Raw genomic sequence first — 12691 nt, 5'->3', positions numbered from 1 at the left:
AACCTTATTCTCCACTAACTATTCCTGTATCATCTACATAATAAGTAACATTATTTACTATAACTTTTAGACCTTTTCCTTCTACATATTCATCGATAGATACACTGCTGCCTCCAAATAATGAAGATCCTTGAACACTTAATGTATTATGTTCTCCTGTAGTTATATCATACTTCCATAAATATAGTTCATCTTTAAACCAAGGTAAAGCACTAGAATAAATTATTAGATTATCACCTGCAAATTTAGGGTCTCTAGTCCAATCGAAATCACTATTACCTGAAAGCATATTTTCTCTTGTTGTAATACTTCCTCTTGTTGATTTATATTGTTTATATGTTATATCTGAAACATTTCCTAAGTTATCAACTAAAGCCATAGTTTGCTCATTTTTATCATATAAAACAGCTTTATTACTACTTTCATTAAGTATACTCTCTAAATTAGAATTATTACTTTCTATTGATACTATTTTATTATCTTTATCTATTTCTAATGTTATCTGCTCATTACTTGGAAGAGTTGCTTCTATTTTTTTGTTTTCTTCCTTCTTATCTTCAACTTTATCTTTTTCTTCTGATTTTTCATCTTTTGTATTGTCTTTTGGTGATTCCTTACTTTCTTTTTCTTCACTCTTATGCGACTTAAAAGATTGCATCATAGATTTTATATCAGATTTTTTAATAATGAACAATCCCCCACCAGTAACTATTAAAATAATAATTATAATTAAGGCAATTCTCCTATTTCGTTTTCTTTTTACTTCTTTTCTATAATTGCTACTAAATATACTTGGTTTCGCCATCGGATTTCCTCCCCCAGTATTATTGTTAATTATCTTAATTATACTATAAATCATTATAAATGATACTATATTTTATGATTATACAATATTTTTTTATAAAAGTTAAAGCCTCTATCGTATTTTAATATATTTTTCAATTCACAATTATGATGAAAATCCCTCCATCAATGTATAGTTACATCCTATGAAAAAAGCTGCTACACTTTCGTGCAACAGCTCCTTTAAATAAATTATTTATCAAAATACTCATTCATTGCCTTGTATTCTACTTTTTTTCCTACTTTTTTAACATTTATAGCTTTTAAATAACTTTCTGCTGTATCAATACAAGTAAACACAGGAATCTTATATTCTGCTGCTCTTCTTCTTATTTTAAATCCTTTTGTTCCAACATTGTTTCCTTTTGTTGGAGTATTTATTATTATACTTATATTTCCTTCAGGTATTGTATCAATAATTTCACTTAATGACATTTCATCTGCTTCAATACCTTTGTTTCTTAGGTAATTTAATGTCTCATCATTAGAATAAACCTTAAATCCTAATTCCATATATTTTTTAACTAGATCTATACCTTCTTCTTTATCTACATCTCTTAAAGAAACAAATAAGTTTCCTTCTGTACATATATTAATATTACTTGCAACAAAACCTTTATATAAAGCTACATCTAAATCTTTATCAACACCTAAAACTTCCCCAGTAGACTTCATTTCAGGTCCTAAGTAAGTGTCAACATTAACTAACTTTTCGTTAGAGAATACTGGTACTTTAACAGCATGAAGTTTAGCTTCTTTATTTAATCCAGTGCCATATTCCATATCAGCAAGTTTCATACCAAGCATTATCTTAACTGCTACCTTAACCATTGGAATATTTGTAACCTTAGATAATATTGGTACTGTTCTTGATGCTCTTGGATTAACTTCAATAACTAAAACTTTTTCTCCATCATATACATATTGAATATTTACTAGTCCTCTTATATTTAACCCTTTTGCAATCTTTTCTGTATAAGTTACTAAATCTTCAACAATATTATCTGGAAGACTATATTCTGGATAAACAGTTATTGAATCCCCTGAATGCACCCCTGTTCTTTCAATATGTTGCATTATTCCAGGAATTAATATATTATCTCCATCACAAAGCGCATCCACTTCTATTTCTGTTCCTTGAATATATTTATCTATTAATACTGGATGTTCTGTTGATAATGTTACAGCTTCACTCATATATCTTTGAAGTGTTGGTCTATCATAAACAACTTGCATTGCTCTACCACCAATAACATATGATGGTCTTACTACTACTGGATATCCTAATTTATCAACAGCATCATAAGCTTCTCCTACTGATGTTGCTGCATATCCTTTTGGTGATTCTATTCCCACACCAGATAAGAATTCATCAAACTTTTCTCTATCTTCAGCAAGATCTATAGCATTAAATCCTGTTCCTAATATATTAATACCTTTAGCATCTAATTTTTCTGCAAGATTTATTGCTGTTTGACCACCAAATTGTACCACAACTCCATATGGTTTTTCTTTATTTATTATATCTAGAACACTATCTATATATAAAGATTCAAAATATAATTTATCAGAAGTATCAAAATCTGTACTTACTGTTTCAGGGTTATTATTTATAATTATTGATTTAAATCCAGCTTCTCTTATACCCCAAACACCATGAACACAACAATAATCAAATTCAATTCCTTGACCTATTCTTATTGGACCAGATCCAATAACAATAATCTTCTTATTATCAGTAACTTCATTTTCATCTTCTGAATCATAGCAAGAATAATAGTAAGGTGTTGCTGCCTCAAATTCTCCTGCACATGTATCAACTATTTTATATACTGGCTTTACATTATTTTTCTCTAAAATTTCTTCAATTTCTTCTTCTGATTTTTCTGTTAAAGCAGCAATTTCTTTATTAGTAAAGCCCATTTCTTTCGCTTCTCTTATAGGTCTCTTTACTAAATTAGTATTTTTCAATGCCATTTCCATCTTAATTATCTTTTTAAGTCCATTTAAAAACCATTTATCAATCTTTGTGATTTCATGAATTTCATCTACAGTGGCACCTTGTCTCATTGCTTGTGCTATAGCAAAAATTCTTTCATCGTCTTGCATTTTTATCTTTTCAATAAGTTCATCTTTTCTCATATATATGAACTTTTCAAGTCTTATAGCTGTAAGACCACCTTCAAGAGATGTAATTCCTTTTAAAAGTGCGGCTTCAAAGCTTCTGTCAATACTCATTACTTCTCCAGTAGCTTTCATTTGTGTTCCAAGCTTTCTTTCTGCTGTTACAAACTTATCAAATGGCCATTTTGGTATCTTAACTACAACATAATCAAGAGCTGGTTCAAAACAAGCTGATGAGTTTTTAGTTACATAGTTTTTAAGTTCATCTAATGAATACCCAATTGCTATCTTAGCAGCTATTTTTGCTATTGGGTATCCTGCTGCTTTAGATGCAAGAGCAGATGAACGTGAAACTCTTGGATTAACTTCAATTACAACATATTGTTGACTATTTGGGTTTAATGCATATTGAATATTACATCCACCCTCTATCTTTAAGTTTCTTATAATCTTAGTAGCTGCACTTCTAAGCATATGATATTCTTTATCTGTTAATGTTTGAGAAGGCGCTATAACTATAGAATCTCCTGTATGAACTCCTACTGGATCAAAGTTTTCCATATTACATACTATAATACAGTTATCTTTTCCATCTCTTATAACTTCATACTCAACTTCTTTCCAACCTGCTACTGATTGCTCTAAAAGTATTTGTCCTATAGGACTCATTTTTAGTCCCCTAGTACATATCTCCTTAAGCTCAGTGATGTTGTTAGCTATACCACCACCAGTACCACCAAGTGTGTACGCTGGTCTTATGATAACTGGAAAACCTGTCTTTTCAACAAACTCTTCACACTCTTTTAAGTGTGTAGCTATTATACTTGCTGGAATTGGCTCATTAATTTCAAGCATAAGCTCCTTAAAAGCTTCTCTATCTTCAGCCTTCTTTATAGCATCTGCATTTGTACCTAAAAGCTTAACACAATACTTATCTAAGATACCATCATCTCTTAAGTTCATTGCAAGATTTAATGCTGTTTGCCCACCGAAACCTGCTAGTATACCATCTGGCTTTTCCTTTTTTATAATTTCTTCTATTACATCTTCTTTTAATGGCTCTATATAAACCTTATCTGCGGTATTTGAATCTGTCATTATTGTAGCGGGATTTGAATTTACTAAAATTGTTTCAATCCCTTCTTCTTTTATCGCTTTACAAGCTTGAGTACCTGAATAATCAAACTCAGCAGCCTGCCCTATAATTATTGGTCCTGATCCTAAAATTAAAACCTTTTTAAGTTCTTGATTTCTTGGCATAATAATCCTCCCTATCTAACTATTCATTCATAAGTGCTATAAACTTGTCAAAAAGATACTCTGAATCTTCTGGTCCTGGAGCACCTTCTGGATGGAATTGTACTGAAAATAAAGGAAGTGTCTCATGTCTCATTCCTTCTACAGTATTATCATTTAGATTTCTATGAGTAATTACCATACCCTTACCTTCAAGAGATTCATCTTTTACTGCGTAACCATGATTTTGTGATGTTATATAAGCTCTATCTCTATCTATATCATATACACCATGGTTACCCCCTCTATGACCATACTTTAACTTATATGTTTCAGCTCCTATAGCTAATGCTATTATTTGATGTCCTAAACATATACCAAAAATAGGCTTCTTTCCAATAAGCTTTTTAACGGTCTCGATAGCTTCTGGAACTTCTTCTGGATCCCCTGGTCCGTTTGATAAGAATATTCCGTCTGGATTATCTTTTAATATTTCTTCTGCACTTGTATTATAAGGATATACTTTTAAGTTGCATCCTCTTGCTTTAAGGTTTTCTAATATATTATTCTTTATACCATAATCTAAAACTGCAACGGTTTTCCCTGGTCCATAAATATATTCAACTTCTTTTCTAGATACTTCTTTTACTACTTTTGTATCTATTTTAGTATTCTCTAATATATCTTTTAATTCTTCGTCAGTTAAATTTTCTGAAGTAATAAGTGCCTTCATAGCACCTTTATCTCTTATCTCTCTTGTAATACTTCTTGTATCAATTCCAGAAAGACCTATTACTCCTTGCTCTTTTAGATATTGATCTAAATCTTTTTCATTAGTCCAATTTGATGGATCCGTACAAAGGCTTTTTACTACAAATCCCTTTGCAAAAATTCCTCTACTTTCTTGAAATAATGATGAAACCCCATAGTTACCTATCAAAGGATAAGTCATTGTTATTATTTGTCCCGCGTATGAAGGGTCTGTAAGAATTTCCTGATATCCTGTCATGGATGTATTAAAGACTATTTCTCCTACAAAGGTTCCTACTGTTCCAAAAGCAGTTCCTTCATATTTTCTTCCGTCTTCTAAATATAATATTCCATTCATTTAATCCACCTCTTAAATCGAATTTCTAGAGTATTTGGAATATTTATACAGCTTATAAAAAGACCTCCTGCGCCGCAGAAGGTCTATATTGTTTACCGTATTTCCCAAATACCTTCTCAGCCTCTCTGGACTGTACTTAAAGGTAAGCAAATTTTATTATATCTTATCACCTTAAAGCGCTTGTGTCAACCTAATTTTTGTAAACTTTATTTAATATTTCTACTACCTGGCTTTACATATTCAACCCCTGCTTTGCAAAGTGGACATTCATCTTTATCATAAGTTTCAACTTCTAATTGTACTGCACTATATAATGGATATGGTATTTCAGCATTCGGTACTCTTCTATCTACGATACAAGTTACACCTACAACTTCTGCTCCTAATTCTTCTAAAACTTTAGCAACTTCTTTAAAAGACTTTCCTGTAGTAACAACATCTTCAGAAATTATACATTTCATTCCTTTAGTTATTTCAAATCCTCTTCTTATAGTCATTACTCCATCTACTCTTTCAGCAAATATACCTGGTTTTCCTACTTGTCTTGCAAGTTCATAAGCAACAACAACACCACCCATTGCTGGACCAACAACTATATCAAAATCAATATCCTTTATTTTATCAGCTATAACCTTAACTACTGGTGCTGCCTTATCAGGATATTGTAATAACTTTGCACATTGGCAATATCTATTAGAATGCTTTCCTGATGATAATAAGAAATGTCCTTCTAATAATGCATCAACTTCCTTTAATGTCTCGATAACTTGTTTGTTTTCCATTTTAAAATCCTCCATTATATAAATTATTTAATTATTCCTCTGATTTCACTTAAATCATTTATTCCCTGATTTTCCATGTAATCTTCTACACCTTTAATTATATCTAAAGCAATATCTGGCTTCAAGAAGTTAGCAGTACCTATTTGCACAGCAGTTGCCCCTGCCATTATAAATTCTATTACATCCATCCAGTTGCTTATTCCACCAAGACCTACTACTGGAACATCAACAACATTACACACTTCATGAACCATTCTAAGAGCTATTGGCTTTATTGCTGGACCTGAAAGCCCTGCTGTCACATTATTAAATACTGGTTTTTTCTTATATATATCTATAGCCATTGCTTTAAATGTATTTACCAAAGATAATGAATCAGCCCCAGCTTCCACACACTTTATCGCCATATCTTGAATATTTTCAGCATTTGGTGATAATTTAACCATTAATGGCTTTGTGCAAACCTCCTTAACAGCTTTAACTACTTCATAGGCTACATCACTCTTAGTACCAAATGCCATACCTCCATGCTTTACATTAGGGCATGATATGTTTAATTCTATTATATCAACATCAGTTTTTGTTAATGATTCAGTACCTCTTATATAATCATCAATAGTTCCACCACCAAGATTAGCAATAACAACATTGCCATAACTCTTCATATGTGGTAACTCTCTTTCAATAAATGCCTCTACCCCTGGGTTTTGAAGTCCTACTGAGTTCATCATACCACTTGGTGTTTCCCACATTCTTAATCCGTCATTTCCTGCTTTAGGATTTATAGTTAATCCTTTTGAAGAAATTCCCCCTAGCTTTCCTACATCATAGAAATTGCTAAATTCTTCTCCAAATCCAAAAGTACCTGATGCAGCTATTATAGGATTTTTAAATTCTACTCCATTTATGTTAACATTCATCATACTACACTAGCTCCTCCCCAAGGAATACTGGACCATCTTTACAAGTTCTTTTGTTTCCATCTTTAGTCTTACAAGTACATACTAAACATCCGCCAATACCACAAGCCATCTTATTTTCTAATGATACATATATCTTTGTGTTTTTCTCCTTACAAATAGCCATTACAGCTCTCATCATTACCTCTGGTCCACAACAAAGAATAACATCATAATCTTCTGGATTAAATATTTCTGTTACAAATCCTTTATGTCCTTGTGATCCTGATTCTGTAGATACTTTAACTTCGTCTACGTATTTTTTTACTTCATCTATATAATAAACTTCATCTCTGAAGCCAGCAAAGAAATCTACCTTTGCTGCCCCTTCTATTTTTTTAGATACATACACCATTGGTGCTATACCTATTCCCCCTGTTACAATTCCTACTTTCTTTCCCTTTAACTCTTCTAAGTTAAATCCGTTACCAAGAGGTCCTGTTAGCTGTATTTTATCTTCTGGTCTCATATGTGAGAATTCTTCTGTTCCCTTTCCAGCTACATGATAAAGAAAAGTTATTCCTTCTTCTGAAACATCATTAATTGATATAGCCCTTGGTAATAATACAGAAGCCCCTTCTTTCTTTAACATATAAAACTGACCAGCTTTGCAGTTAAAATCCCCTTTAACCACCATTTTAAATATTCCTTCAGCTACTTTACTATTTTCTAATATTTCATAATACCCCGTATCCATTACTTACACCACCCTAGAATATCATCTCTCATTGCAATAGATTCTGCTCTTGCAGCTTCTGCATATGACATTCCTTTATATTTATCTTTTCTATATGCTAGTAAAATTCCTCTTGATGAATTTACTACTCCACCATTTCCATTCTTTAGATATAAAGCAACTTCTTTAGCAGTTCCTCCTTGTGCTCCATACCCTGGTATTAAGAAGAAAGTATTTCCTAATGCTTCTCTCATCTTTACAGCTTCATCAACATGAGTACATCCCATAACAGCACCGATTGAAGAATATCCACAAGTACCAGTTACTCTCTTACCTAATTCTTGAACCATTGCTCCAACTTCTTCATAAACTTTTTCTCCACTAGATGTTTCTATATACTCAACATCCTTAGCTCCTGGATTTGATGTTCTTACTAATGTGAAGATTCCTTTATCATACTTTTCTAGGTATTCCATAAATGGCTCTATTGTATCCATTCCCATATATGGATTTAATGTAATAAAGTCAGCTTCAAAATCTCCTGTAAAATGTGCCTTTGCATACATTTCTGCAGTTTTAGCTATATCTCCTCTTTTTATATCTGCTATGATTATTGCATCCTTTTCTCTTAAATACTCTAAAGTATCCTTATAAGCAAGTAATCCTTCTATTCCTAAAGCTTCATAGTAAGCTATTTGCACCTTATATGTTGATACTACATCTAATGTTGCATCTATTATTCCTTTATTGAACTTAACAATAGCTTCTCTATTACTTGAAGATTCATTTATAATATCTTCTGGTATATAACTTAAATCTGTATCTAATCCTAAACAAACATGACCTAATTCTTCAACTCTTTTATATAATTTATCAATTATCATAATAAATACCTCACTAGTTTATTTTTTATATACTATTTTTCCACCCTTAACTGTCATTAGTACTTCACCAAAATATTTCATTCCATTAAGAGGTGTATTTTTACCTTTTGATTCAAATTTTGAACTATCTATAGTAATTTCCTTATCTTCATCAATAAGAACTACATCACCATCAAATCCTGGTTTTATAGCTCCTTTATTAATTTTCATCAGCTCCGATGGCTTCTTTGACATAAGTTCTGAAAGCTCACTAAGATTTATATGCCCTGCTTTTACTAAAGCACTATAACACATTGAGAAAGCTACCTCTATACCGGAAATTCCCGGTGCACCATTAGCCTTATCTTCTGCCGTATGAGGTGCATGATCTGTTCCTATTCCATCAATATATCCCATTTTAATAGCTTCAATAACCATCATTCTATCTTCTTCGCTTCTAAGAGGAGGATTTACTCTATATTTTATTTCATCATTTAAAGCTATATGATGAGGTGTAACCTCACAGGTAATATTGTCGTAACCTTCATCCTTTGCATTCATTATATAATCTAACGCTTCCTTTGTAGATACATGACATAAATGCAAATGTGCTCCTGTGTATTTAGCAAGTTCTATATCTCTTATTGTCATAAGATTTTCAGCTAAAGTATGGCTTATTGGTAATATCTCATCATCCTCAGCATGAGACATAATTCCAACCCCAATTTCTTTTGCCTTTATCATAGCTTCATACATGACTTTATTATTTTGAACCCCTCTACCATCATCAGTTAAAAACTTAACCTTAGGCTCTATACTATCTAAGTGGCTTAATGTCTTTCCATCTAAATTCTCTGTAACTGTTATACATTGATTTAAATCACAAAGCCCAACTTCTTTTCCTTTATTAACTACATAGTTATAAACATCCATAGTAGATGCAGTTGGCTTAGTATTGCCCATTAAATTTACAGTAGTATATCCCCCTTTAACCGCAGCTCTACTACCTGTCTCAATATCCTCCTTATGAGTAAGACCAGGATCCCTAAAGTGACAATGTAAATCCACAAAAGCAGGCATTAAAGTCTTTCCATTTCCATCTATGACATCACAAGATTTCTCTATATCTAATCCAATCTCACTTATCTTACCGTCTTTTATGTAAACATCACCATAAAAATCCCCACTGTAATCCACTATCTTTACATTCTTAATTAATAAATCCATAAATCCTCCTTTTTCAGTGCACAGTGCACAATTATCAGTTCACAGTTTTCGTAATTTTTCCTACAGAAAAATCTATTTTAGAGAAATTCCACTGGAATTTCTTCCTTCACTGTGCACTGTTTTTATTGTGAATTATCTGAATTGTGAATTGCTTGAATTGTTATAATATTGCCTTATCACAATATCCACATCTATAAAACTCTTCTCCTTCAATTTTATAAATTCTTTTAAACGGTTGTGTTTCAGCATTTGTTATACAATTTTCATTGTTACATTTTACTTCTTTATTAACTATTACTTTTTTATCGCTTTTTTCACATCTAGCTCCATTATCTGAAGCGACTCCTAATATAAGAGCTATTAATGCCATTCTTGCATATATTCCATACTCTGCTTGATCAAAATATGCTGCTCTTTTATCCTCATCAACATGGTAATCTATTTCATTTACTCTTGGAAGAGGATGTAATATTATCATATCATCTTTTGCATTTTCTAATTTATCTACAGTTAATATATAACTATCTTTTAATCTTTCATACTCATCTTTATCCACAAAACGCTCTCTTTGGATTCTAGTCATATAAAGGATATCTAAATCTCCTATATACTCTTCTAAAGATGTTGTTTCAATATATTCTACATTACCTATTCTGTCTAACTCTTCTTTTATGTACATTGGGATATCTAATTCCTTTGGAGATATCATAACAAATGAATTACCTTCATATCTCGCTAGTGCTTTTATTAATGAATGAACTGTTCTTCCAAACTTAAGATCACCACAAAAGCCTATTCTTAAATTTTTAAGTCTTCCTAATTTTCTTCTTATTGTAAGTAAATCTGTTAAAGTTTGAGTTGGATGTTGGTGTCCTCCATCACCAGCATTTATTACTGGAGATCTTGAAAACTTTGATGCTAAATAAGCAGCTCCTTCCTTAGGATGTCTCATTGCTATAATATCTCCATAAGCAGATACTACTTTTATAGTATCTCCAAGACTTTCTCCTTTAGATGCTGATGATGATGCTGCCTCTGAAAATCCTAAAATGCCTCCCCCTAATCTAAGCATAGCACTTTCAAAAGATAATCTCGTTCTAGTACTTGGTTCAAAGAATAACGTCGCTAGAATTTTTCCTTTTGCTATCTCTGAATACTTTTCACGATTCTCCATCATATCTTCCGCTAACTTAAATATCTCTTCATATTCTTCTAGTGAAAGGTCTTTTGGATCAATTAAATCTTTACCTTTTAACATAATGTTCCTCCTTTTGAGACACCTTTTCTCAATAAAAGTAATACTTTATTAATATCTTTGGTAATAAAAAAAGCCTTCCCTAAGGGAAGGCATAGTTATCCTGTTAAAATTGTATGCAAAAAAATGCATATTTATTGCTATTTACCTACCCTTTCTAGCCTCTCTGGACTAGCTTTAAAGGTCTATTCTATTTATTAAAGAAATACTAACACACTGAAGCTGCTTTGTCAATAATGTATAAATTAATTATATTTAGATATATTTTAAAACTATTAATAAATGTAAGTAACTACAGCCCATAATAAATTAGACTTCTAAATCATAAACTTCCAGATTATCTAAAGTAGAATAATCACTAATAGGATTACTAGAAAGACATAAGTAAGTAATTGATGGTATATCTTTTAAAAACAATATATCTTCTAAAAAGTTATTAGATATATCTAATTCATCTATATAGTACAGCTTATCAAATCCTGTTAATTTAGATATTTGATTGTCACTAAGATTCAAAAACTCTATATTACTAAACATTTTTAAATCGATTTCACCCTTAAGAAAATTCATCGATAAATCTAAGTCATATAACTCTTTTAATGATTTTAGCGGATTAATATCTTTTATATTATTATCATCTAAAAATAATCTTTCTAATTTAGATAAGTTTTCTATAGGCCTTAAATCATCTATACTATTCTCCCCCAAATCTAAATAAGTTAAATTTGTCATCAATGATAAGAAGTCTATATTTTTTATATTACATTTTCTCATTCTTAAAGCTTTCAAATTTGGAATCTTTAATACTTCATAAAAATCATCAATTTTTACATTATATAAATATAACTTTTCTAATCTATTTAAACTCTGATTATTTTCTTTCATTGCTTTTAAAACCGTCTTATATAAATGGTAACTTTTAAACCTTACTCCTTCTATAAGATATGTGTCAGTTTTATCAAAAAGTTCAAGCATACGAGTCCCCCCATTATTGTTTTACTAATATAATATGTACTACTCTCTTAAAGGTGACTTTTTTATTGATTTATTATATTTATATTCTTATCTTCGAAAACAATTACAAATATAAATAAAAAAAACCTTGAGGGGAACTCAAGGTCTAAAGTTAGTGATTTATGTTAATTTTACGTAATGCCTTATTTGGTGCGCTCAGCGGGAGTTGAACCCACGACCTTCAGATCCGGAGTCTGACGCTCTATCCGACTGAGCTATGAGCGCTAATGCCCATAGTTTTTTGTTTCCTATTTTTAAGTTAAAATTGGAGCGGGCAGCGGGAATCGAACCCGCACTATCAGCTTGGAAGGCTGAAGCACTACCACTATGCAATGCCCGCACAGTGCATATTATACTAAAGAAATAAAAAACTTAAAATGGAGCGGGCAGCGGGAATCGAACCCGCACTATCAGCTTGGAAGGCTGAAGCACTACCACTATGCAATGCCCGCATAATGTATTTTTTATTTCTTTTTAACCATAAATGGTGCAGGTGAAGGGAGTCGAACCCCCACGCCAAAGGCGCTAGATCCTAAGTCTAGTGCGTCTGCCAATTCCGCCACACCTGCTTATTTGGTGGCTCACCGGGGAATCGAACCCCGGA

The 12691-nt window shown here is 31.7% G+C and carries 10 protein-coding genes, 4 tRNA genes and 1 pseudogene; all 15 read right to left on the bottom strand.

What is annotated here, in order from left to right:
• Positions 1–4: 4 nt before the first annotated feature.
• On the bottom strand, positions 5–805 hold the full coding sequence (locus KQI30_RS09080; protein WP_216462984.1) for a hypothetical protein: 801 nt from the start codon (positions 803–805) through the stop codon (positions 5–7).
• A gap of 230 nt (positions 806–1035) precedes the next feature.
• Positions 1036–4227 (bottom strand): carbamoyl-phosphate synthase (glutamine-hydrolyzing) large subunit, encoded by a 3192-nt coding sequence (gene carB / locus KQI30_RS09075; protein ID WP_216462983.1) that lies wholly within the window; start codon positions 4225–4227, stop codon positions 1036–1038.
• 19 nt (positions 4228–4246) lie between these two features.
• Positions 4247–5311 (bottom strand): glutamine-hydrolyzing carbamoyl-phosphate synthase small subunit, encoded by a 1065-nt coding sequence (gene carA, locus KQI30_RS09070; RefSeq protein ID WP_216462982.1) that lies wholly within the window; start codon positions 5309–5311, stop codon positions 4247–4249.
• A 206-nt stretch (positions 5312–5517) separates the two neighbouring features.
• Positions 5518–6093, bottom strand: a complete 576-nt coding sequence (pyrE, locus tag KQI30_RS09065; protein ID WP_216462981.1) for an orotate phosphoribosyltransferase — start codon at positions 6091–6093, stop codon at positions 5518–5520.
• A 23-nt stretch (positions 6094–6116) separates the two neighbouring features.
• On the bottom strand, positions 6117–7016 hold the full coding sequence (locus tag KQI30_RS09060) for a dihydroorotate dehydrogenase (protein ID WP_216462980.1): 900 nt from the start codon (positions 7014–7016) through the stop codon (positions 6117–6119).
• Between the two features lies 1 nt (position 7017).
• Positions 7018–7749, bottom strand: coding sequence for a dihydroorotate dehydrogenase electron transfer subunit (locus KQI30_RS09055; protein ID WP_216462979.1), 732 nt, complete (start codon positions 7747–7749; stop codon positions 7018–7020).
• Positions 7749–8612, bottom strand: coding sequence for an orotidine-5'-phosphate decarboxylase (gene pyrF, locus KQI30_RS09050; RefSeq protein ID WP_216462978.1), 864 nt, complete (start codon positions 8610–8612; stop codon positions 7749–7751). The genes KQI30_RS09055 and pyrF overlap by 1 nt, the downstream gene beginning before the upstream one ends.
• 18 nt (positions 8613–8630) lie before the next feature.
• Positions 8631–9818, bottom strand: coding sequence for a dihydroorotase (locus KQI30_RS09045; protein ID WP_216462977.1), 1188 nt, complete (start codon positions 9816–9818; stop codon positions 8631–8633).
• 160 nt (positions 9819–9978) lie between these two features.
• On the bottom strand, positions 9979–10113 hold the full coding sequence (locus KQI30_RS17350) for a hypothetical protein (RefSeq protein WP_294357966.1): 135 nt from the start codon (positions 10111–10113) through the stop codon (positions 9979–9981).
• 45 nt (positions 10114–10158) lie between these two features.
• A pseudogene (gene pyrB / locus KQI30_RS09040) lies at positions 10159–11076 on the bottom strand (aspartate carbamoyltransferase); the annotation flags it as partial.
• A gap of 306 nt (positions 11077–11382) precedes the next feature.
• Positions 11383–12048, bottom strand: a complete 666-nt coding sequence (locus KQI30_RS09035; RefSeq protein ID WP_216462975.1) for a leucine-rich repeat domain-containing protein — start codon at positions 12046–12048, stop codon at positions 11383–11385.
• A gap of 187 nt (positions 12049–12235) precedes the next feature.
• Positions 12236–12312, bottom strand: a tRNA-Arg gene (locus KQI30_RS09030).
• 41 nt (positions 12313–12353) lie between these two features.
• Positions 12354–12427 (bottom strand) — tRNA-Gly (locus KQI30_RS09025).
• A 38-nt stretch (positions 12428–12465) separates the two neighbouring features.
• A tRNA-Gly gene (locus KQI30_RS09020) sits at positions 12466–12539 on the bottom strand.
• A 33-nt stretch (positions 12540–12572) separates the two neighbouring features.
• A tRNA-Leu gene (locus KQI30_RS09015) sits at positions 12573–12656 on the bottom strand.
• Positions 12657–12691: the final 35 nt, after the last annotated feature.

Origin of the sequence: Clostridium bornimense (genome assembly GCF_018917145.1) — a bacterium.
GTDB lineage: Bacteria > Bacillota > Clostridia > Clostridiales > Clostridiaceae > Clostridium_AN > Clostridium_AN bornimense_A.
The sequence above is the reverse complement of the archived record's forward strand: the minus strand, read 5'-3'. Positions and strand labels throughout refer to the sequence as shown.

Coding starts and splice junctions, on each gene's coding strand:
- KQI30_RS09080 (WP_216462984.1), bottom strand. CDS start 805: ATGGCGAAACCAAGTATATTTAGTAGCAATTATAGAAAAGAAGTAAAA.
- carB (WP_216462983.1), bottom strand. CDS start 4,227: ATGCCAAGAAATCAAGAACTTAAAAAGGTTTTAATTTTAGGATCAGGA.
- carA (WP_216462982.1), bottom strand. CDS start 5,311: ATGAATGGAATATTATATTTAGAAGACGGAAGAAAATATGAAGGAACT.
- pyrE (WP_216462981.1), bottom strand. CDS start 6,093: ATGGAAAACAAACAAGTTATCGAGACATTAAAGGAAGTTGATGCATTA.
- KQI30_RS09060 (WP_216462980.1), bottom strand. CDS start 7,016: ATGATGAATGTTAACATAAATGGAGTAGAATTTAAAAATCCTATAATA.
- KQI30_RS09055 (WP_216462979.1), bottom strand. CDS start 7,749: ATGGATACGGGGTATTATGAAATATTAGAAAATAGTAAAGTAGCTGAA.
- pyrF (WP_216462978.1), bottom strand. CDS start 8,612: ATGATAATTGATAAATTATATAAAAGAGTTGAAGAATTAGGTCATGTT.
- KQI30_RS09045 (WP_216462977.1), bottom strand. CDS start 9,818: ATGGATTTATTAATTAAGAATGTAAAGATAGTGGATTACAGTGGGGAT.
- KQI30_RS09035 (WP_216462975.1), bottom strand. CDS start 12,048: ATGCTTGAACTTTTTGATAAAACTGACACATATCTTATAGAAGGAGTA.